24 protein-coding genes are annotated in these 21059 nt (G+C 69.4%); 8 read left to right on the top strand and 16 right to left on the bottom strand.

Features of this window, described 5'->3' with window-relative positions; translation table 11 throughout:
• Positions 1-22: 22 nt before the first annotated feature.
• From NE358_RS02140 to NE358_RS02125, 4 genes are read right to left on the bottom strand one after another with little or no spacing between them, the layout of a single operon-like run.
• Complete coding sequence (locus NE358_RS02140; RefSeq protein WP_289940941.1) at positions 23-511, bottom strand: glutaminase; 489 nt, start codon at positions 509-511, stop codon at positions 23-25.
• A complete protein-coding gene (locus tag NE358_RS02135) occupies positions 508-1362 on the bottom strand; it encodes a transposase (RefSeq protein WP_289940939.1) in 855 nt (284 codons plus the stop codon). Before NE358_RS02135 ends, NE358_RS02140 begins: the two co-directional genes overlap by 4 nt.
• Before the next feature lie 21 nt (positions 1363-1383).
• Positions 1384-2061, bottom strand: a complete 678-nt coding sequence (locus NE358_RS02130; RefSeq protein ID WP_103206826.1) for a GTP pyrophosphokinase — start codon at positions 2059-2061, stop codon at positions 1384-1386.
• 43 nt (positions 2062-2104) lie between these two features.
• Entirely contained in the window at positions 2105-2248 is a 144-nt protein-coding gene (locus NE358_RS02125; protein WP_170210644.1) for a hypothetical protein, read from the bottom strand.
• Positions 2249-2366: 118 nt separating this feature from the next.
• Here NE358_RS02125 and NE358_RS02120 point away from each other — a divergent pair, with 118 nt between their 5' ends.
• Complete coding sequence (locus NE358_RS02120) at positions 2367-2693, top strand: DUF7882 family protein (protein ID WP_103206827.1); 327 nt, start codon at positions 2367-2369, stop codon at positions 2691-2693.
• A 3-nt stretch (positions 2694-2696) separates the two neighbouring features.
• Here the strand turns inward: NE358_RS02120 and NE358_RS02115 are convergent, their stop codons facing one another.
• A complete protein-coding gene (locus NE358_RS02115; protein ID WP_056226105.1) occupies positions 2697-3014 on the bottom strand; it encodes a DUF7882 family protein in 318 nt (105 codons plus the stop codon).
• Positions 3015-3126: 112 nt separating this feature from the next.
• Here NE358_RS02115 and NE358_RS02110 point away from each other — a divergent pair, with 112 nt between their 5' ends.
• Positions 3127-3438, top strand: coding sequence for a DUF7882 family protein (locus NE358_RS02110; protein ID WP_103206828.1), 312 nt, complete (start codon positions 3127-3129; stop codon positions 3436-3438).
• Position 3439: 1 nt separating this feature from the next.
• Here the strand turns inward: NE358_RS02110 and NE358_RS02105 are convergent, their stop codons facing one another.
• Together NE358_RS02105 and NE358_RS02100 are read right to left on the bottom strand one after the other, a co-directional pair.
• Entirely contained in the window at positions 3440-3709 is a 270-nt protein-coding gene (locus NE358_RS02105) for a three-helix bundle dimerization domain-containing protein (protein ID WP_116238703.1), read from the bottom strand.
• 67 nt (positions 3710-3776) lie between these two features.
• Positions 3777-4304 (bottom strand): MarR family winged helix-turn-helix transcriptional regulator, encoded by a 528-nt coding sequence (locus NE358_RS02100; RefSeq protein WP_103206830.1) that lies wholly within the window; start codon positions 4302-4304, stop codon positions 3777-3779.
• A 135-nt stretch (positions 4305-4439) separates the two neighbouring features.
• On the opposite strand from NE358_RS02100, the gene NE358_RS02095 reads away from it, so the two are divergent.
• Positions 4440-4928 carry a MarR family winged helix-turn-helix transcriptional regulator gene (locus tag NE358_RS02095; RefSeq protein WP_103206831.1) on the top strand — a complete coding sequence of 163 codons (489 nt, stop codon included), beginning with the start codon at positions 4440-4442 and terminating at the stop codon, positions 4926-4928.
• A 27-nt stretch (positions 4929-4955) separates the two neighbouring features.
• Here NE358_RS02095 and NE358_RS02090 read toward each other — a convergent pair whose 3' ends face one another.
• A complete protein-coding gene (locus NE358_RS02090) occupies positions 4956-5195 on the bottom strand; it encodes a DUF3072 domain-containing protein (RefSeq protein WP_115915964.1) in 240 nt (79 codons plus the stop codon).
• 78 nt (positions 5196-5273) lie between these two features.
• Between NE358_RS02090 and NE358_RS02085 the strand changes: the two genes are divergently transcribed.
• Both NE358_RS02085 and NE358_RS02080 read left to right on the top strand, forming a co-directional pair.
• Positions 5274-6239: an alpha/beta fold hydrolase gene (locus tag NE358_RS02085; protein WP_289940919.1), complete on the top strand. Its 966-nt coding sequence runs from the start codon at positions 5274-5276 to the stop codon at positions 6237-6239.
• 98 nt (positions 6240-6337) lie between these two features.
• Positions 6338-7441 (top strand): FUSC family protein, encoded by a 1104-nt coding sequence (locus NE358_RS02080; protein WP_499318231.1) that lies wholly within the window; start codon positions 6338-6340, stop codon positions 7439-7441.
• 21 nt (positions 7442-7462) lie between these two features.
• Here NE358_RS02080 and NE358_RS02075 read toward each other — a convergent pair whose 3' ends face one another.
• From NE358_RS02075 to NE358_RS02055, 5 genes are all read right to left on the bottom strand, one after another.
• Entirely contained in the window at positions 7463-8707 is a 1245-nt protein-coding gene (locus NE358_RS02075) for an ADP-dependent glucokinase/phosphofructokinase (RefSeq protein ID WP_116238706.1), read from the bottom strand.
• A 20-nt stretch (positions 8708-8727) separates the two neighbouring features.
• Entirely contained in the window at positions 8728-9591 is an 864-nt protein-coding gene (locus NE358_RS02070) for a ketose-bisphosphate aldolase (RefSeq protein ID WP_103206836.1), read from the bottom strand.
• Positions 9592-9626: 35 nt separating this feature from the next.
• Positions 9627-10499, bottom strand: a complete 873-nt coding sequence (locus NE358_RS02065) for a carbohydrate ABC transporter permease (RefSeq protein ID WP_289940913.1) — start codon at positions 10497-10499, stop codon at positions 9627-9629.
• Between the two features lie 2 nt (positions 10500-10501).
• Positions 10502-11431 (bottom strand): carbohydrate ABC transporter permease, encoded by a 930-nt coding sequence (locus NE358_RS02060; RefSeq protein WP_103206838.1) that lies wholly within the window; start codon positions 11429-11431, stop codon positions 10502-10504.
• A gap of 73 nt (positions 11432-11504) precedes the next feature.
• Positions 11505-12797 carry an ABC transporter substrate-binding protein gene (locus NE358_RS02055; RefSeq protein WP_103206839.1) on the bottom strand — a complete coding sequence of 431 codons (1293 nt, stop codon included), beginning with the start codon at positions 12795-12797 and terminating at the stop codon, positions 11505-11507.
• A 233-nt stretch (positions 12798-13030) separates the two neighbouring features.
• Here NE358_RS02055 and NE358_RS02050 point away from each other — a divergent pair, with 233 nt between their 5' ends.
• Positions 13031-13837 (top strand): DeoR/GlpR family DNA-binding transcription regulator, encoded by an 807-nt coding sequence (locus NE358_RS02050; protein ID WP_103206840.1) that lies wholly within the window; start codon positions 13031-13033, stop codon positions 13835-13837.
• Positions 13838-13846: 9 nt separating this feature from the next.
• Here NE358_RS02050 and NE358_RS02045 read toward each other — a convergent pair whose 3' ends face one another.
• From NE358_RS02045 to NE358_RS02035, 3 genes are all read right to left on the bottom strand, one after another.
• Entirely contained in the window at positions 13847-14650 is an 804-nt protein-coding gene (locus tag NE358_RS02045; protein WP_103206841.1) for a DUF1206 domain-containing protein, read from the bottom strand.
• A gap of 16 nt (positions 14651-14666) precedes the next feature.
• Complete coding sequence (locus tag NE358_RS02040; protein ID WP_141376567.1) at positions 14667-15347, bottom strand: phosphatase PAP2 family protein; 681 nt, start codon at positions 15345-15347, stop codon at positions 14667-14669.
• Positions 15348-15416: 69 nt separating this feature from the next.
• Positions 15417-16097, bottom strand: coding sequence for a TetR/AcrR family transcriptional regulator (locus NE358_RS02035; RefSeq protein WP_170210643.1), 681 nt, complete (start codon positions 16095-16097; stop codon positions 15417-15419).
• A gap of 28 nt (positions 16098-16125) precedes the next feature.
• On the opposite strand from NE358_RS02035, the gene NE358_RS02030 reads away from it, so the two are divergent.
• Both NE358_RS02030 and NE358_RS02025 read left to right on the top strand, forming a co-directional pair.
• Positions 16126-18132 carry an amidase gene (locus NE358_RS02030; protein WP_499318228.1) on the top strand — a complete coding sequence of 669 codons (2007 nt, stop codon included), beginning with the start codon at positions 16126-16128 and terminating at the stop codon, positions 18130-18132.
• A gap of 26 nt (positions 18133-18158) precedes the next feature.
• Positions 18159-21032 carry an aminotransferase gene (locus tag NE358_RS02025; RefSeq protein WP_499318226.1) on the top strand — a complete coding sequence of 958 codons (2874 nt, stop codon included), beginning with the start codon at positions 18159-18161 and terminating at the stop codon, positions 21030-21032.
• Positions 21033-21059: the final 27 nt, after the last annotated feature.

The raw sequence follows: 21059 nt of genomic DNA, 5'->3' as shown, positions 1-21059 counted from the left end.
CCCCGACTATGCGCGCCGGTGTCTACGCCCGCTCCGGTGGATGCCGCAGAAGCTCGATGCGCTCATCGACGTACCGGCCCAACGGCATGAATGCTCCGGCCGCACTCCATCGGACGAGGAGCTCCCCGTCGCGAACGGCCACGGGTGTCGATGCGGCGCCGACCCCGGCGATGTCGATGGCCTGCCATCCGATGTGCACGGTCTCGCCCTCCGGCACGCCGCCCCTCGCCGCCGCGGCCGAGAGCTCCGCGCGGCGGCGCTGTGACTCCGCCGCGAATCCGCGTCGAACCTCCGGACGCGAGCGCACGATGTCGCCCGTCGCGAGAAGGGCGTCCTCGGTCAGCAGGAGGACGCCCAGGTGCCAGGCCGTTCCGCGCGACGAGATCCGAGCAGCCCTCGGGATGCCGAGGAGCCGTCGGCCCTCCTGCAGCTCGCCGAGCCTCTCGCGCGGAACGTCGGACAGGCGTGCGCGGGCGTGGTCGAGGATCGCGGAGAGAGAGGAGTCGCTCATCGGTCGGATCCTTCGTCACGCGCGACTTCGGCCCGCTCGACGGCCTCGACCGCCGTCCGCACGGCAGCGCGAGCGCGGGTCCGCTCGGTCGTGCGCCGGGTGAGCGCGGCGTCCGCTTCGGCAGCGCTCTTCTCCGCGCGCTCCAGGTCGACGCGAAGACCCTCTGCACGCTCGCGGGCGCGGGTCGCGGACTCGCGCGCTGCGTCCACACGCCGATCGGCGGCGGCATACTCGCGGTCGGCGTCGGCCTTCACGCGCTGCGCCTCCCGTACGACCCGTTCCGCGTCCTTGCGCGCTCGACGGGAGGCGAGATCGTCGGGGGAAGGCGCGGCCTGCGGGATGCCGTCCGGGACGGAGCCGGCGACGGCCTCTCCGAGCGCCCCGTCCCGCAGCTCGGCGAGGTCGATCGCCGAGATGAGGCGTCCCGTCAGGACGGCGGCCGCGGCCGTGGCGTCGACCACCGCGGCGTTCACGGTCTTCTCGACGGCGTCCGACATCGCCCCGCTCAGCGGGACCCCCGCCGCGGCGGAGAGCTCCCCCGCCCGGCGGGCGAGGGCCGCGACCAGCTCACGGCGCTGACGCCCCAGCCGCCCGAGCTCCGCGGCATCCAGATCGTCCTGCGCCTCACGTAGGGCGCGCGAGAGGTCGACGGCCTCGCCGAGTCGCCCGTCGCGCACAAGGAGGTTCACCGCCCAGGCTGCGACCGTGGGTTTGCGCAGCTTCGCGACTCGTCGCCCGACAGTTCTGCTCTCGGCCGCAGCGCGTTCGTTGCGGGCGGCGGTGAAGCGCGAGGGGGGCACGAGGAGGAGTTCGGCGGCGACCTCGTCCACGCGGGCGTCGTCGTCGCTCATCACCCCATTGTGTCGCCCGCGTCAGAGCGAGACCACTCCGGGGTGCGCGCCGCGGATCTCGCGGTGCAGCCGCTCCATGCGGGTATCGAGCTCGGCGGCGGTGTCCGCCGCGTCCTTGAGCTCGGCGAGCAGATCGTCGGGAACCAGACGGTCGTACTTGTAGTAGATCTTGTGTTCGAGACTCGCCCAGAAGTCCATGGCGATCGTGCGGAACTGCACCTCTACCGGCACGTCGACGCGACCGGTCGACAGGAAGACCGGCACCTCCACGATCACGTGCAGGCTCTTGTAGCCGTTCGCCTTCGGGTGGGCGATGTAGTCCTTGACGTCGCGCACGGTGATGTCGTCCTGACGCGTCAACAGGTTGGAGAGCCGGTACGCGTCGTCGATGAAACTGCACGTGACGCGGATGCCGGCGATGTCGGTGATGCCGGCGCGGATCGAATCGAAGTCGGTCTCGATGCCCTTGCGACGAACCTTGTCGACCAGGCTGTCCGGCGACTTCACGCGGCTCGAGACGTGCTCGATCGGGTTGTACGCGTGCATCTCCTGGAACTCTTCGCGCAGGATCGAGATCTTGGTCTCGACCTCGGCCAGCCCGAAGCGGTACTCCATGAGGAAGCGTTGGAACTCGTCGCGCATCGCCCTCAAAGCCGCGCTCGAGACGGTGATCTGCTGTTCTTCCAGCGGGTCCGGCATGGTCTCGACCGTAGCGAACCCGACTACGAGGCCGCTGGGAGCATCACGCTCGGGGTGGTTCGGCCGTCGCTCGGGGAACCAGCTCGCCGTCGATGACGTCGATTCCGATCAAGCCCTGGAACACGTCCGGAAGGTCGTCCGGGTCGTTCCACGATTCGGGATGCCGAGGACCGGGGGGATTGGTCACGGCGCCCTCCTTCCGTGAAATATGGCTACTGTGCCAGGCGCCGCCGCCACGCCCGGCGGTCTTGACACCTGGCATCTCGCCGCGTATCGGCGGCGGGGTCTGGCGTATCGTGGGCATCATGGGGACCATTCACTACGGTGGCAGCGGGACGACCGTCCACATCGAGGACCGCGCCCTGGCCCACCTCAAAGTCGTCATCTCGACGAAACTGCGCCGCGGCGAGAGCTTCACGCTGTCGTGGCGGCACCGCGACGACGAGGAGCGCGGACGCAGCACCCTCTGGCTGCACCCGGCGATTCCCCTGCGTTTCGTCTTCGACAACAGCGAACCGACCACGCTCAGCCGGGAGTGGATCGAGCGGTTGGCCGACTCCGCGAACTCCTCGGGCGGCATCATGCTCGTCCCCGAGGACATCTCTCCGACGGCCGAGGCCGAGAGAAGCTAGCGCTCAGCCCTCTTCGACGAGGGCGTCCTCGCTCGGCTCCGGCGTGATCGCCAGGCCGTTGGGGCCGGATGCCGCGAGCATCAGGTCTTCGACCCAGACGCGGTTGATACGAGGCTGACGGCTGCCGTAGAAGTGGAACTGGATCGGCACCGAGGGGTGCATCCAGAAACTGCGGCGACCGCTGCCGTCGCCGACCTCGACGTCGAACATGAACGACTCGGAGCGTCGAAGCTTGTTCATCACGACGATGCGCAGGTGCGCAAGCGTGCGGTCATCGATGTCGACCGCGTTGGCAACGGTGTCGTAGATGAATCTGCCCATGCGTCCGAGCCTATCCGAGGAACGCACGTCGAGCCGCTTTCCTGGATGCCACGTCACCGCGCTCGGATCAACCCCCGCCGAGGGTGGTTCGATGCACGGCTAACGTACGTGTGTGGGAACGCTCTACTACGGCGACGTCGCGACGCCGATCGAGATCGAGGACCGTGCTCTGGCGCACGTCAAGGTCGTCATCGCGACCAAACTGCGCCGCGGCGAAAGCTTCACCCTGTCGTGGACGCACGGGCCCGACCAAGAAGTGGGGCGCAGCACCGTCTGGCTGCACCCCTCGATTCCGTTGCGCTTCGTCTTCGACGAACCGGAGCCCGCGCTCCTGAGCCGCGCATGGATCGAAGCGCTCGCGACCTCGGCGAACTCGTCCGGCGGCCTGCTGCTCGTCGACGAACCGGAGCCGTCCGGCCCGTAACTCAGGCGACGGCCTGTTCGAGGATCTCGCGCGCGCCCTCTTCGACCGGGGTGGGCACCACGAGGGGCCGACCGGCAGAGAAGGCCTCCCACTCGCGGAGCACGACGGCCTCGACGTGGATCGGATCCTCGAGGGGGTACTCCGCCCGCAGGCGCGCCACCACGGCGCGGAACGAGGTCACTTCGACCCCGTCGATCTCGTGCACGATCTCGGCGCGAGGTCCCGTCGCGGCGGGCGCGACCGAGGCCGCACCGCGCACCTGGTCATCCATGTCCCCATGCTTTCACGCCGGGAATGAGCCGCCTAATGCTTCGACGGTAAGAAGGCGGGCTACCTACCTAGTTGCGTTCGACCCCGGCCTCGACCGGGTGCGCATCGACCTGGTCGACGGCATCTTGCAGTCGGCCCAGGCAGGCGATCACCGCCGCGCTCTCTTCGGGGCTCATGTCGACGACAGCCGCCATCATGCGAGCGTGCATCGATCCGAGAGTCGCGCGCACTTCTTCATCGCTCGCGGCGGTCGCGACGATGAAAATGCTCCGCCGATCGGTGGGGTGCGGAACACGCGTGACGTGGCCGGTCTTCTCGAGACGGTCGACGATGGCCGTCGTCGAGGCCGTGGACACGCCCAGGTACCGAGTGAGCTCGCTCGGCGACACCTGGCGGTTCTGCCCGGCGGCCCGGATGAGGTAGCGCAGGACGAGCAGCTCGTTCTCGCCCATCGACATCGATTCGCGCGTACGCCGACGCATCGCGACTTCGGCAGCGCGGTAGACGCGGAAGGCCTGGAGGACCTCGACCGCACGGCGGCGACGATCCTCGTCACTCGCGCCGTACCAGTAGCTCGACTCGGGCCCTGTCTCCACCTGGGCATCCTACGCCACGGTCCGCGTCCAGCCCCCTGCCGGTTCGCGTGAGGGACGGGTACGATGGAGATCCAACGGTTACCTATTTGATCGGCATCGAAGACACTAGGGCATCGAGACACCTGAGGAGGAGAGATGAACGACGCGACGTCCGCCGACGACGTGGTCAAGGCTCTCAACGACCTCACCGACTCCGGTGTCGCCTCCGAGCGGCACGCGCTGTACTCCCTCGGCATCGGTCCCAACGACGCCAAGGTGCTGCGGTTCCTGCTGCAGCGCTCTCCCGACGACGAACCCGTGACGCCGAGGATCCTGGCGTCGATGCTGGGCATCTCGTCTGCGGCGACCACCGCGCTCATCGACAGACTCGCCGACGCCGGATGGGTCGAACGAGAGCCGTACCCGGGCGATCGCCGATCCATCGTGGTTCGTGAGACGATCAGCGCCGATTCGCCCGCACGACGCATCCTCTCGGTGCGAAGCGTCTCGGCCGCCGCGGCGGCTCAGCGCCTCGGTCCCGCGGAGCGACGCATCGTCGCCGACTTCCTCGACGACATCGCCCGCGGAGAACAGCAGGACATCGACGCGATCTCCGCAGACGCAGAGACGTCCCACACGTCCTGACGAGCAGGCGGTGGGACGCCTCGAGGGTCACTCGGTTGCGCGACCGGTCTCGTTCTGGAGGCGGTCGATCTGCTCCGAGGCCTCCGCCTTGGTCAGGTCGGCAGGGATCTCCTCGCCTGCCTCGCGCGCGAGCGTGTCGAGGTAACTGCGCTGCGGGGCGGTCATCGGCTCGTCACCGGTCACCCAGTCGGACGGATCCTTTTCGGCGGGGTTGTCGCCTTCGCGGACGGCACCCAAGGTCTCTTCTTCACGGGAGGTATCGCTCATGCTCGAAGGCTAAGCGGAGCCTGCGACACCGGCACCGGGATTGACAGGTCGTCCAGGCACGTACGGCATCCTGGGTCGATGCCCGAAACTTCGCGTCCCGCCGACGTCGACGTTCAGACGTATCGACAAGGCTCCTCCCGCACGCGCGTGACGCGCGTGTCGACGAACGCGGGCACCGGGCGGTCGTTCGTGCTCATCGCCGGCATCGGCGTCGCCTCGACGTACTTCGAGTTCCTCGCGCCCCTGCTCGCCGAGGAGGGCGAGGTGTACGCCCTCGATCTTCCGGGATTCGGCGGGGTGCCGGCATCCGGGCAGTCCCCCACCGCCGCCTTCTTCGCCGACCAGGTCGAAGGGGTGCTCGACCACTACCGACTCGACGATCCCGTGCTGATCGGGCACTCGATGGGGACGCAGGTGGTCACCGAGGTGCTGGCTCGGCGGCCCGGCCTCGCGCACGCGGTGCTGGTGAGCCCGGTCGTCGACGAGGCCGAGTCCACGGCTCTCGTACAGGGCGTCCGATTCGTCCAGTCGACCGCGCGGGAATCGATCCACATCGCGCTGCTCGCGGTGTCGGCCTACCTGCTGTGCGGGTTCCTCTATTTCTTCGAGGCGCTACCGCACATGCTGCGCTATCGCATCTCGGACCGCATCGGCGAGGGACGAGCGACGCTGCTGCTCATCCGAGGCGAGTACGACCGACCCTCTCCCCGCCGCCTGCACTCGCGCCTCGTCGCCCGCGCCCGCACGGCTCGGCGATGGGAGATCGAGGGCGCCGCACACTGCGTCGTCAACAGTCACGCCGTCGGGGTCGCTCGCCTCGTGCGGCAGCACGTCGACGACGAACTCGCACCGAAGGGACGGATGCCGGCGGCCGAGGCCGCGGTACCCCCCGCCGCGCACGCCGACCTGAGTATGGTGCTGGGGGCCATCGCCAGTCGCCTTGCGGAGTGGATCAGCGCCGCCCGCCACGACGAAGACGGTGTCGAGCGCGCGAAGGCTCGCCACGCGCGCGTTCTGTGGGACGCGTATCGCCCCGGACGCTGAGCCCTAACCCGGCGACCCCGTGGGGGCAACCCCCGCGACGGCCCGGTCGGCGACGCCGAGCATGGGATGGTGTCGACTCGCCCGCGCGCCCCCCGCCCATGATCGCCCCCGCCGCCCTGGATCCTCGGCGATGGTGGTCCGACGCGATCACCGCCGACCGACTGCTGCTCGCGGCCAAGACCGCCGCAGCTGCAGCCCTGGCCTGGTATCTCGCCCCTCTCGTCCCCCTCGCGCAGAGCGAATACTCGTACTACGCACCGCTCGGCGTGCTCGTGAGCATGTACCCCACCGTCGCGCGCTCCGCCTCGAGCGGTGCGCAGGCCGTGGTCGGTCTCGCGCTCGGAATCGGCCTGGGTCTCGTCAGCCTCGCCGTCGTGGCCACCGGCCTGCCCCGCATCGTCGCCGTGGCGGCCGTCATCCTGATCGGCGTACTGCTCGCGGGCGTGCGCGCCCTCGGCGTCGGGCGGGACTGGGTGGCGATCGCGGGGCTGTTCGTGCTGCTGCTGGGCGGCGCCGACCCCGACGGGTACTCGGTGTCGTACCTCGTGACGATGGCCTTCGGCGTCGTGGTGGGGGTCGTGGTGAACCTGCTGGTCGTGCCACCGCTGCGGGTGGAGAAGGCCGATGGTCGGCTGAGTCAGCTCCGCGACGCCCTGGGCCAGGCGCTGCGGGCCATGTCGTCGTCGATCGCGGGTCGCGCCTTCGACCCGGAGGCCGCCGACCGGGCGACCGCAGCCCTCGAGGGCACCCTCGTCGAGGTCCGCGAAGAGGTCGACCTCGCCGACGAGAGCCGCCGCTACAACCCGCGCGGCCGCCGCGCGAAGACTCCGCGCGACCTCGGTCGGCGCCGTCTGGACGCCCTGACCGGCACGGCGGACTCGACCAGAGAACTGGCCGCTGCGTTGGCGCGACTCACCGCCGGCCCCGACGTCGACGCCCGCCTGCCTGCCGAGGCGCGACGCCTCCTCGCCGACGCGATCGACGCGGTCTCGCGACTGGTCACGACGCCCCCCGAGCCCGTGGCGACCACCGATCAGCTGCGCGAGGCGGAAGAGTCCCTGACCCGCTACACCGGGAGCCTGCGGTCACTCGACGCGCACGAGGAGCCCCTCGACGCGTGGGAGGCCGCGGTGAGCCTGCGCCGCGTGATCGCCGCGTGCGGACCGTTCTCGGACCCGGATGCCGACACGGCGGCGCGATGAAGGTGTCGGGGCCGTAGCGCCTCAGCCCGGCCGTCCCCCCACCGCGTCGAGAGCGCGATCCAGAGCCGCCGCCGTCGCATACCGCGCAGCGGCCGGAACCGCGGCGAGGAATCCGCCGACGAACGTGTCGCCCAGGCCGATCGTCGTGGGGTCGGCGGTATCGATGAGATACGCGGGCACGCCGACCGCCCGACCGCTTCGTCGGAGCGCAGCGACGACCGCGGTTCCCCCGGGGTGGCGACCGAGACCCGCCGTGACGTCGAGGTCGGCGGCGGTGCACGCGTCGCCGAGCCGGTAGCGCGTCGCGGCGGTGCGCACGGCGCTCTCGAGTCCAGCCGCGTGCCGGGCGGCCGAGGGACCGACGGCGAGCGCCCAGTACTTCGTGTGCACGATCAGCGCCCGCGCCGGGATGAGGTGGTGCGCCTCGGCGAGCGCCGCCCCGACGTCGTCGGGCGAGAGCAGGTCGACGGACCGCCCCAGGTACTCCTGGAGTTCGTCTTCGTTCATGCCGTACACGTCGACGCGCTCGAGCAGACGCCTCCGTACGTGCGCCGAGAACTCACGGCGGTAGAAGCCCGCGTCCTCGTAGTAGACGAGAGCGTCGGCGGGAAGGCGCTGCATGGCCGCGGCCAGGTCGTCGAGCCGGGCCTCGAGCAGGTCGGCATCCTGCATCGTGTTGAAGCCCGAGACGAGGAACGCCGCAGCCCCCTCGAGAGCGTCGCCGAGTCCGTCGGCGATCGCCATCTCGCGGTTGGGCGCGTCGTTGGCGAAGATGAGTCGGTTGGATGCCGGAGCGGTCACCGCCCCGTCGACGACCCGCACGGTCGCACCCTCGGGGTACTGCACGATCAGGTGCGGGTCGAGGGTGTCGCGGGTCGCCGACGAGACGATCCTCATCGACGCCGGGAGGAGCCGCCGAACGGTGTCGTCGATGCTGACGAGGTGCTGCACCGTGGGAACGCCGATGCGGTCGAGGGCGATCCCCGCCCGCACCCCCGTGCCGCCCAGGGTGACGGCCTTGTCGAAGTGCGCGGCGAAGCGTTCCACGATGTCCGAGGTCAGCACGAAGCGCTCGCCTCCCCCACCCGTGGCGAGGAAGGCGAGCACCGTCACGACGAGCGCGCGCTCGTCGATGATGGGCGTCGTGGTGGTCAGCTCGTCGAGACGGATGCCGTGCTCCGCGGCCAGGGCCTCGAGCACCGCGGCATCCCACCGGATCTCGTAGTCGACGGTCCCGCCGAGTCCGAGGACGAGGTCTTGCCCCATGACGCTGGTCTCCGTTCCGCTCAGTACAGGTCGGCCTTGCCGGCTGCGCCGAACAGGTCGATCTTCTCGGCGGCCGTGACCTTCATCGCCGCGATGCACTCGGGCTGGATCGCATTGGGCTCGCGCAGACGGCGGTCGGTTCCGAGCACCTCGCGCATGCGGTCGTGGTAGGCCACCTTGATGTCACTCGAGATGTTGATCTTGTTCACGCCCAGCTCGACCGCGCGGCTCAGCTCGCCGTCGGGGTTGCTCGACCCGCCGTGCAGCACGAGCGGGATGCCGACCGCCGCCTTGATCTGCTCGAGCAGGTCGTGGCGCAGCTCGGGGTTCTTCTCGGCGGGGTAGAGCCCGTGCGAGGTGCCGATGGCGATGGCGAGGCTGTCGACCCCGGTCTGCTCGACGAAGCGCACGGCGTCGTCGACGTTGGTGTAGATGATCTCGGCGGCACCGGACTCGCCGTAGCTGTCGTTCGCGCCGATGGTGCCGAGCTCACCCTCGACCTGCACGCCGACCGCGTGAGCGGCCTCGACGACCTTCCGCGTCAGGGCGACGTTCTGCTCGAAGGGCTCGAGCGAGGCGTCGATCATGACCGAGGTGAAGCCGGCCTGGATCGCCTGGACGATCTGCTCGTACGTTCCGCCGTGGTCCCAGTGGATGGCGACGGGAACGCTCGAGCGGTGCGCGCGGGCGTGCATCGCGGGGAGGAGGTCGGTGGTGATGTGCGAGACCTCGTCGGGGTGGATCGCGATGATGACCGGAGCGTTCTTCTCCTCGCTGATGTCCATGATCCCGGTGAACATCGCCCAATCGCTGATGTTGAAAGCCGGGATGGCGAAACGGTGGGCGTTCGCCACATCGAGGATGGACTTGCCGGTGTAGAGCACGGATTTCTCCTTGTTCGAGGTTGGGTGTGCGGGAGTCAGCTCTTCACCGAGCCGGCCGTGAGGCCGCTGATGAAGAAGCGTTGGAAGAAGAGGAAGAGCAGCAGCACCGGGATCGAGCCGAGGATGCTCATCGCCATGATCTGGTTCCACTCGTAGGAGTGCTGACCCATGAGCAGCTGGATGCCGATCGGCACGGTGCGCATGTCGATGGTGCGCGTGAGGGTGAGGGCGAAGAGGAACTCGTTCCACGCGATCATGAACGTGTAGATGCCCACCGAGACGATCCCGGGGATGGAGATGGGCACGAGCACCCGCCACAGGGCGGTGAAGGAGCCGGCCCCGTCGACCCGGACGGCCTCGTCGAGTTCCTTCGGCAGGGTGTTGAAGTACCCGGTCATCATGATGATCGCGTAGGGCAGCGTGAACACCATGTACGTGAAGATGAGGCCCGGATAGGTGTTGTAGAGGCCGAGCCCCACCATCAGACCGAAGTACGGGATCAGCAGCGTGATCGGCGGGACCGCCTGGACGCTGACGATGATGACGTTGACGACGCGCTTGCCGCGGAACTCGAATCGGCTGAAGGCGTACGCCGCTTGGATCGCGACGAGCAGCGTCAGGATCGTCACCGCCCCCGCCACGACATAGCTGTTGATGAAGAAGCGCACCGTCTCGGGATTGGTGAAGATCGAGATGTACGCGTCGAACGAGAAGGTGTCGGTGATGAGGCGCGGGGGGAGCTCGAAGATCTGCGTGTTCGACTTGAACGAACTCGAGAGCATCCACAGCACGGGACCGGCGGCGAAGACCGCGCCGATCAACAGGCCGATGAGCACGCCGGTCTTGGCGAGCCGGCGGCGCCCGATCGCGCTGGTGGCGCGCGGGCGCGCGGTCGTGGTCGAGACCATGGTCAGTCCCTCGCCTTCTGGTGGCGGACGTAGAGCACCGCGATGATCATCGACATCGCCAGGACCAGCACCGCCGAGGTGGAGGCCATCGAGAAGTCGTACTTCGCGAATGCGAGCTTGTAGGTGAAGGTGCTGAGCATCTCGGTGACGTCGATGGGACCGCCGCCCGTGGTCAGCCAGATCAGGGCGAACTGCTGCGAGGTCCAGATGAGATCGAGCAGCAGCAGGCTCACGATGATGGGACGCAGCTGAGGGACGGTGACGTTCCAGAAGCGCTGCACGGGGCTGGCACCGTCGACGGTCGCGGCCTCGTAGAGGTCGCTCGGGATCCCCTGGAGACCGGCGAGCAGGCTCACCATGAAGAACGGGTAGCCGGCCCAGATATTGATGAAGGTGACCGTGCCCAGCGCCAGTTGCGGCGAGGCGAGCCACTCGATGTTCGTGTTGAGGAGGAAGTTGACGATGCCGTTCGGGGCGAGCAGCATGCGCCACAGCACGGCGATGACGGCGACCGTGAACAGCCACGGGAGCACGTAGAGCCCGCGGAAGATGGCCCGAGGGACCGCGCCGATGAGCCGGCTGTTGAGCAGGAGGGCGAATGAGAGTCCGAGCACGAGGTGCGCGGCGACGCTCGTGAGGGTGAAGAAGAGGGTGTTGCCCGTCGCCTTCCAGAAGCCCGAATCGGTGAGGATCGCGACGTAGTTGTCGAGGCCCACGACCTCGGGGCTCTTGTTGAGGATGACGTTGTCCTGGAACGAGTACCCGATCACCATGACGATTGGGACGATCATCAGGACGAAGAGCAGGATCAGCGTCGGAGACAGGAACGCGTAGGCCTCGCCGGCCTTGCGCAGCTGCCGGGTGCGGCGGGAGGCGGGTCGTCCGGTGACGATCACCTCGGTATCGGGGGGTGTGAGAGTGCGCATGGTCATGATGTGCGGCTTTCGCTGAGCGGGATGCCGCACCGCGAGCGGTGGCGGTGCGGCATCCCGGTGCGGGGTCGGATCAGAACTCCGACGTCCATTCGTCCTGCGTCTTCGTGAGCGCGTCGCTCATCGACTGCTGGCCGTCGAGGGCCGACTGGAACTGGGTGCCGAACTGGCGCATGAGCTCCTCGGCGACGGGGAGACCCGTGAACTCGTTCGCCGGGTAGCCCTTCTTGTAGATGTCGAACGCCGTCTTGAACAGCTCGTCGTCCGCGACGAATGTCGGCACGCTCTCGGTGTTGCCGGGGAACGCCTTCGCCATCGTCGACAGCTCGCTGTTGACGTCTTTGCCCATGAGGAACTGCACGAGTTTGAAGGCCGCGTCCTTGTGCTGAGAGTTCTCGGCCACACCGATGCCCCACGAGGCGTAGGGGATGCCGCGCTCACCGGTGAACCCGTCCTTCGCGGGGATCGCCGAGATCGAGAATTTCAGGTCGGGGTTCGACTGGCGGATCAGGTTGATGTGCGCGAGCGAGTCGATCATCATGCCGACGCGTCCGTTGGTGAACTCCTCGACCTTGTCCTGCTCCTTCATGGTGAAGGAGCCGGGGGCGATCACGCCGTCCTTCCAGAGCTGCTGGATGTAGTCGGTGGCCGAGGCGACGTCCGTGTTGGTCAGATCGGGCTGGCCGTCCTTCAGCATCGAACCGCCCGAGGCCCACACCCACGACATGACGTCGTTCTGCACCCCGTTGGGAGCCTCGAGCGAGAGCGGGAGCACCCAACCCGACACGTCTCCGCCGAGCGCCGTGATCTTCTTGGCCGCATCGGCGAACTCCGTGCGGGTCGAGGGCGGAGAGCTGACCCCGGCCTGCGAGAGGAGCCCGTCGTTGGTGAACATGGGGTAGACGAAATTGACCACGGGGATCATGTAGGTGCTGCCGTCGACCTTGATCTGGCTGGCGAGCTGGCTGTCGTCGTAGCCGGAGTCGCTCATCAGCTTCGACAGGTCGGCGATCACGCCCTGCTTGGCGAAGTCGCTGACCCACGCTCCGTCGAGACCGACGACGTCGGGCATGGTGCCGGAGGCCGCCCCGGCGAAGAGCTGCTCCTTGGTGGAGGCGTAGGGGCCGCTCACCAGATCGACCGTAATGCCGGGATTCTCCTTCTCGAACTCGTCCATGAGCCCGCGGAACTGTCCGTCGCCGAGTTCGGGCTCCCACCATTGGGCGAACTCGATCGTGACGTTCCCGTCGGAGGACGTGCCCGAGCTGTTCGACGAGCACCCCGCCATCGCCAGGAGGGTCGTGGCCGCTGCTGCGACACCGACGAGCTTGATGGCGTTCCGACGCCGGCGCCCGCTGTTGTCCATCGTTTCTCCTCGTTGAGATCTGCCGCATTTCGCGCTGTTCTGCGCTTTCTTGCGTCTTTCAGCATGAGTATGCGCCCATCTGCCGGGGTTCGCAAGGCGTCGATGCAGATTCGTGATAAATGTCGCACGATTCGGCGTGAATCGCTGCATAGAGAACGGCATCCATGCTGTTCTCTGCCGTTTTTGCACAGATTCTGCGGAACGGTGTGCGGCGCTGTGCTAGAGATGACGGCATGGACGCATCCCCCGCCACGGTCAAGCGACGCCTCCCGGCGGGCCGCAAGGCCGAGCTCGCCGCCTACGTCGCCGAGTCGGGCCAGGTGACCGTCGTCGACCTCGCCTCGCATTTCGGCGTCTCGATCGACACGGTCCGCCGCGACCTCGATCAGTTGGATCGCGAAGGGATCGTCGTGCGCACCCACGGCGGTGCCGTGAGCGCGATGTCGGTCCCCGGCCGCGACCGCGGCCTCGACGTGCGCCTGCAGATGCAGATCTCCGAGAAAGAGCGCATCGCAGCGCTCGCGGTCGAGCTCATCGAAGACGGATCCGTGCTCATGCTCAACGCCGGCACCACGACGCTGGCGGTCGCCCGAGCCCTGCGCAATCACCGGAACCTCACGATCGCGACGAACAACCTGCGCATCCCCGCCGAGATCTCTCCCAGCGTCTTCCGCGATCTGTACATCTTCGGCGGCGCGGTCCGCACCATCACCCAGGCCACGACCGGCCCGGTGACCCTGGCGATGAACTCGCACACCCCCGAGGTCGACATCCGCTGCGACTACGCCCTCATCGCGGTCGGCGCGGTCGACGGCTCCGGCTTCTCGACCAGCAACCTCGGCGACGCGACCATGATGAGCGAGATGATCCAGCGCGCGGATCGCACCGCGATCCTGGCCGACTCCTCGAAGCTCGACCGACGCTTGTTCGCCCAGGTGGGCCCCCTCGAGAAGGCCGACTACCTCATCACCGACGCCGAGCCGTCACCCGAGCTGTCCGCCGCCCTCGCCGAAGCCGGCGTGACCGTCGTCACCCCCTGATCAGCGCGCTCACATGCGGGCGTACCGGGCCCGGGCGAAGCAGAAGAGCCCGTACACGACGAGCCCCGCGCCCACGAGCCACAGGACGACCTGCCCGAACGGCAGGCTCGCGAGCGAGCGCAGCGCCGAGTCGATACCGCCGGCCGCGTTCGGATCGTGCGAGAAGGCCGCGACGATGAAGAGGATCCCGGCGACGCCCACCGCGATCCCCTTGGCGACGTAACCGATCATCCCGAAGGTCCGGATGCCACGCCCCGCCGTCCCGCCCGGGCTCGACAGGTTCTTCATGAAGGCCTTCGTGACACCGCGCACGACGAAGGCGACGCCGATCGCCGCCACCGCCAGACCGACGACGACCAGGAGCACGATGCCCCCGGGCATGGCGAGAAGCTGCGCGCTGAGAGTGCGCGACGACTGCGAGGAGTCCGAGTGTCCGCCCGAGACGATCGTGAAGCCGGTGACGGCGATCGCCCCGTACGCGACGGCCGTTCCCACGTATTTCGCGCGGTGCGCCCAGCGCGTCTTCTCGTCGGGGTCGCGCTCGGCGACGGCATCCGCGACCTGCCAGACGGCAAGCGCGACGAGCCCGACGACGACGACCCAGAGCAGTACCTTGCCCGCCGGAGCCTCGGCCACCTGTTGCAGGGCTCCACTCTGATCGGCGCTGTCGCCGCCGCTGCCGGTCGCAAGAGACACCGCGATCACCCCGATCAACAGGTGCAGAAGCCCGAGGACCACGTAGCCGACGCGTGCGGCGACACGGAAGGCGGTCGAATCCTGGGCTTTGTCGGCGGCGGCGGAGGCGCTGGTCATCCGGGAACCCTAGCGCTCAGCCGGACGCCGCCACCAGGCGTTGCGCGCGGCGCACACGCCACACCTCCACCAGCGCCCACACGAGGGTGGCCACCGCCACTCCCTCCAGAAAACCCGCTGTCACGTCGCTGAGCCAGTGCGCGTGCAGGTAGGTGCGGCTCCACATCATCAGCAGCACCCAGACGGCGCCTGCCGCCCAGATCCACCCGCGGCGGAGGATCAGCGCGAGTGTCACCGCGATCGTCGTCGCGACGGCGGTGTGGCCCGAGGGGAACGAGGTCGCCTGAGTCTCGGCCAGCGAATCCATCGGTCGGGCTCGTGCGATGACCGCGGCGAGGGGCGCGCCGATGAGCACGACCAGGGCGATGGATGCCGCGACGTTCAGCGCATCCCACGGGCGCTTGACCAGGATGAAGACGACGGCGGTCGTGATGCCGATGACGATCATTCCGATCGTGCCGCCCACGATGGCGGGAATCCACGCGACGATGACCGCGATTGGGTCGGCGAGCGCGGCCATCGCGTCGTCCCACCACTGGTCGAACGCCAGCGGCGCTCCCCCGTCGAGATCGACGGCCAGTCGCAGCGCCACGAAGAGCACGGTCGCGACGACGCCCACGACCAGGGCGACCGGACGGCGCGCGTCGGACCTCGGCCGGTCAGGGAGGATCGCGGGCTCGTCCGTGGTGGCATCCATCCCGGAATCGTCCCAGGTCGGGATTCCCTCGAGCCAGGACTTGCCCTGCGCCCGAATGCGGGTTCGGCGTCAGCGGGGCCGTGCGGAGGCGATCAGCATGTCGAGCCCGAGCTCGAAGGCGCGGGTGGCCACGGGGTCCTCCGGGTCCTCGTCGGCGAGGGTGTCGAAAGCCGCCGAGAAGCGCGGGAACGCCTCCTCCTGGCCCGTGGGGTCGAACACCACGGCGGGCCCCGACATGTCGAGGACGCTGCCGAGGATGAAGGACTCGAAGGCAGTCAGCAGCGGGATGACATCGCGCAGCGTCCACCCGGCGGCCTCGGCGGCCGCCGCGAAGTCCTCGTACTGCGCGAGGAGGACGGGGGCCGACGCGCGCTCCGTCATCAGCAGCGGAACGACACGGGCATGCCGGGCGAAGGCGCGACGGTACGAGCGTCCCCAGGCGCGGAGCGCGTCTTCCCAGGGCAGCTCCCGCAGCGGCTGCGAGTCGATGGGCGCCGACACGAGGGCGCGGACGTCCTCGACCATGGCCGCGCGGTTGGGGACATGGTTGTACAAAGACGCGGGGTTGACCCCGAGGCGTGCGGCGACGCGGCGGATGCTCGCCCCGTCGGGTCCGTGGCGGTCGACCAGGGCGAGGGCGGTTCGCGCGATCAGATCGCGGCTCAGGAGCGGCGTGTGCGGTCTGGCGATGGCGGCCTCCCCGGTCGATGGGAGCCTACGGGCGCGGGCTCCGAGTCCACTCTCGCACACGTAAAACAAACGGTGTATGTTTACCGCCATGACCACCGAGGCCCTCACCGTCGTCGACGCCGACATCGACAGCCTGCGCGCAGCACTCGACGCCGGCGACCTCACCAGCGTCGAGCTCGTGGCCCGCTACCTCAATCGCATCGCGGCCTACGACCGCTCCGGCATCCGCCTCAACAGCGTGCCCGTGCTCGACCCCCGCGCGTTCACCGCCGCACGCGCCTCCGACCTGCGCCGCGCGCGGGGTCGCACGCTCGGGCCCCTCGACGGCATCCCCTTCACCGCGAAGGACAGCTACCGCGTCGAGGGCCTGCCCGTGGCATCCGGGTCCCCCGCCTTCCGCGACCTGATCGCCGGCGACGACGCCTTCGCCATCGAGCGCCTGCGCGAAGCCGGCGCCGTGTTCCTGGGGCTCACGAACATGCCGCCCATGGCCGCCGGTGGCATGCAGCGCGGCGTCTACGGCCGCGCCGAATCGCCCTACAACGGCGACTACCTGGCATCCGCCTTCGGTTCTGGCTCCTCCAACGGATCGGGCACCGCCACCGCGGCCAGCTTCTGCGCGTTCGGGCTCGGCGAAGAGACGTGGTCGTCGGGCCGGGCTCCCGCCTCGCACAACGCCCTCGTGGCATACACGCCCTCGCGCGGCGTGATCTCGGTGCGCGGCAACTGGCCCCTCGTGCCGACGATGGACGTCGTGGTGCCGCACACGAGGTCGGTCGGCGACCTGCAGCACGTCCTCGACGCGGTGGTCGCCGACGACGCCGAGACCGAGGGCGACCTCTGGCGCACGCAGCCGTTCATCGACCTCCCGCTCCCGTCACAGGTGCGCCCCGAGTCGTTCGCCGCGCTCGAGCCGCTGCCGCTCGAGGGTCTGCGTCTCGCCGTGCCGCGCATCTACGTCAACGGCGACCCCGACAACGCCTCGCCCATCGTCACGCGCGACAGCGTGATGGCCTTGTGGAACGACCTGCGCGCCGACCTCGAGGCCGCCGGCGCCGAGGTCGTCGAGACGGACTTCCCCGCGGTCGACCGTTACGAGAAACTGCACGGAGGCGACGAGGACTTCGTCGACCGCGGATTCGTCACGCGCGCTTTCCTCGACGACGAGGTCGGCGATCTGGCGGTCTGGGCGATGGACACGTTCCTCCGCACCAACGGCGACGCGAAGCTGCCCCGTCTCGCCGATGCCGAAGCGGCCCTGATCTTCCCCCACCCGCCCGGAGCCCTCCCCGACCGCTACGGCGTCTGGCACTACGACATCGCGTACGACATCGGCGACTACGTCGCGCGCGCGCAGGAGTGGGAGCCCGACTGGCACGACGTGGCAAGCCTCGAGAACGGCCTCCGCGGGCTCGAGCACACGCGCCGCGTCGACGTCGAGGAGTGGATGGATGCCGAGGGCTTCGATGCCGTCATCTTCCCCACGCAGTCCGACGTCGGCCCCGCCGACGCCGACGTGAATCCCGCCTCGGCGGACCTCGCCTGGCGCAACGGCGTCTGGGTCTCGAACGGCAACCTCGTGCCGCGTCACCTCGGCATCCCCACCGTCACGGTTCCGATGGGCACCATGGCCGACACCCGGATGCCGGTGGGCCTGACCCTCGCCGGTCCCGCCTACAGCGACGCCCGCCTCGTGCAGCTGGCCCAGGCGATCACCGCGCTCGGCGAGCGCCGCACAACGCCCCCGCGCACCCCCGCCCTGCCGGATGAGGCGGTGTTCGCCGAGCCCCGCACCGCGGCCGAGGGCTCCCTGTCGGTCACCGTCGACGAGGTCGTACACGACGGCGAGCGCGTCACCGTCTCAGCCACCGTCAGCGGAGGCATCGCGGTCGATCACGCCCTCTTCGTGGACGGCGCGCGCGTTCGCGCGCGACTCGAGAACGGCCGGGTGAGCGCCGAGGTCTCCCCCGAGCCGTCAGGCGAGCCCGTGAGCGAATGGGTCGCCCCCTACGGCCCCTTGGTCGTCGTCGTCGTGCGCGATGCCGGTGGGGCCGTCGCCGGCGCCGTCGCCACCGTATCCGACTCTCCCCTGTGACACCCGAATCACCCGAGGAAGCCACCGTGACCGAGACCGCTCCGACCCCCGTCTTCGACTACTTCAGCCAGGTCGACCTGCCCACCCCGACGCTTTCCGACGACGAGGTGCGGCGGCTGTTCGCCGATGCGTTCGGCGTCGACATCGACGTGCGCGGACTCGGCAGTCAGCAGGATCAGAACTTCCGCGTGTTCCGTCGCGGCTCTTCCGAGCCCCTGGGAGTGCTCAAGCTCAGCAATCCCGTGTTCAGCGAGGCCGAGATCGAGATGCAGGACGCCGCGGCGGCCCTCGTGGCCGAGCGCACCCCTCACCTGCGCATCCCCCGCATCGTCGAGGGACCGCACGGTGCGATGTCGACGTGGTGGGAGTCGAGCCAGGGGCGCATCCACGCGCGGGTGATCGAGAACATCGACGGACGCACGCTCATGGGCTCGGGCTACCTCTCCCCCGCGGTCGTCGAGCGGATGGGCGCCCTCTCGGGGGCCGTGAGCCTCTCGCTCGCCGATTTCACCCACCCCGCGAGCGGCCGGGTGCTGCAATGGGATCTCCGCCACGCCGGGCGCGTCATCGACACCCTCCTCCCCCTCGAACCGGATGCCGAGGTGCGAGACATCGTCCAGCGTGCCGCCGACGCGGCCCGCGCCGCCCTCGCCACCGTGCGGGACGCCCTCCCCGTCCAGGCCGGACACTTCGACGTCACCGACGACAACGTGCTGCGCGCCCCCGGCGAGACGGTGCCCGACGCGGTCATCGACTTCGGAGACGTGTGCGTGTCGTGGCGTGTGGGCGAGATCGCCGTGACCGTCTCGTCGATCCTGCATCACGACGACGCGACGCCCGAGAGCGCCCTGCCCGCCATCCGCGCCTTCGACCGGGTGCGCGACCTCACCGATGACGAGATCACGGCTCTCTGGCCGCTGGTCGTCCTCCGCGGAGCGGTCCTCGTGCTCAGCGGCCGGGCGCAGGTGCGCCTCGACGACGAGAACGCGTACGCCAGCGTCGCACTCGACCGCGAGTTCCGCATCCTCGAGCAGGCGGCATCCGTGCCACTGCCCGTGATCACCGCCGCGACGCGGGCCGCTCTCGGCCGCCCGGCGGCGAACCCCCGGGCGTGGGGTGCCGCCCCTCTGCTGCCCGAGGTCCCGTTCGTCGAGCTCGACGCGACGACCGAGTCGCCCCTGAACGACGGCGGCGCCTGGCTCGACGCGGGAACGCTCGACAACGCCGCGCTCGACGCTCTCGATGCGGGAGCGGCGATGGTGACGCTTCCGGCCTGGACTGCCCAGCTCACCGGGACGAGCGCCCCCTTCCCCTCGACCGCGGCGTCGCTGCCGACCGGGGTGACCGTGTGGCTCGCCGAGCCGACCCCGCTCGCCCCCGGCGACATCCGCCGCGAGGGGGAGGATCTGGTCTGGACCTCGGCCGACGAGACCGTGACGATCACGGGCGCTGCCGCGGCGGCATCCGGGGTCCTGCCCGCTCGCACCCGGTTGGTCTTGCGCCGCGCGATCGACGGAGCGATCCCGCCCGCGCGCACCACCCCCGCCCTCGCGGCCGCGTGGCGCGAGGTGGCCGGCGATCCCGGGGCCGCGATCGGCGTCCCCGCCGAAACTCCCGTCGACGACGACGTGCTCGCACGCCGCCACGAGGTGCTCGCCGAGGTGCAGGAGCACTACTACGCCGCTCCCCCGCGCATCGAGCGCGGGTGGCGCGAACACCTGATCGACGTGAACGGTCGCGTCTACCTCGACATGGTCAACAACGTCGCCTCGGTCGGCCACGCCCATCCGCGCGTGGTCGAGGCGGGCTCCCGGCAGATGCACCTGCTGAACACGAACTCGCGGTTCCATTACCGAGCGATCACCGACTACGCCGATCGGATCGCCGCGACCCTGCCCGAGGGCTTCGACACCGTGTTCTTCGTCAACTCCGGATCCGAGGCGACCGATCTCGCGATCCGCCTCGCGATGGCGGCGACCGGCCGCCCCGACATCGTCGCGATGCGCGAGGCGTACCACGGCTGGACCTACGCCAGCGATGCCGTATCGACCTCGATCGCCGACAACCCTCATGCGCTGAGCACGCGGCCCGACTGGGTGCACACCGTCGACGCGGCGAACTCCTACCGGGGGAAGCACCGGGGGGCGGATGCCGAGAAGTACGCGCCCGAAGCCGTCGCGGTCATCGACGAGCTCGCGGCATCCGGTCGCCCTCCGGCGGGCATGATCGCCGAGACCTACTTCGGCAACGCCGGCGGGGTGGCCCTGCCCGAGGGATACCTCGGCGCGGTCTACGCCGCGATCCGCCGCCACGGGGGTCTCGCGATCGCCGACGAGGTGCAGGTCGGCTACGGCCGCCTCGGTGAATGGTTCTGGGGCTTCCAGCAGCAGGGAGCCGTGCCCGACATCGTCGCGGTGGCGAAGTCCATCGGCGGCGGCCACCCGCTCGGCGCAGTGGTCACGCGGCGCGAGATCGCAGACCGCTATCGCACCGGCGGGTACTTCTTCTCGTCCACCGGCGGCTCGCCCGTGTCGTCGGTGATCGGCATGGCCGTGCTCGACGTGATCGAGCAGGAGGGTCTGCAGGAGAACGCGCGGGTCGTCGGCGCACACCTCAAGCGACGCCTCGAAGAGCTCGGGAAGAAGCACGACCTCATCGGCACCGTGCACGGCTCGGGACTGTATCTGGGCGTCGAGTTCGTGCGCGACCGCGAGACGCTCGAACCCGCGACCACCGAGACCGCGGCGATCTGCGATCGCCTGCTCGAACTCGGCGTGATCATGCAACCCACCGGCGATCACCAGAACGTGCTGAAGATCAAACCGCCCCTCGTCGTCACGCGCGCCTCGGTCGACGTCTTCGTCGATGCCCTCGATCGCGTCCTCACCACCGGTTACTGACCCACCCGACCCCGGAAGGAGCACGCC

The organism is Sphingomonas sp. G5 (genome assembly GCF_052660795.1).
The sequence above is the reverse complement of the archived record's forward strand: the minus strand, read 5'-3'. Positions and strand labels throughout refer to the sequence as shown.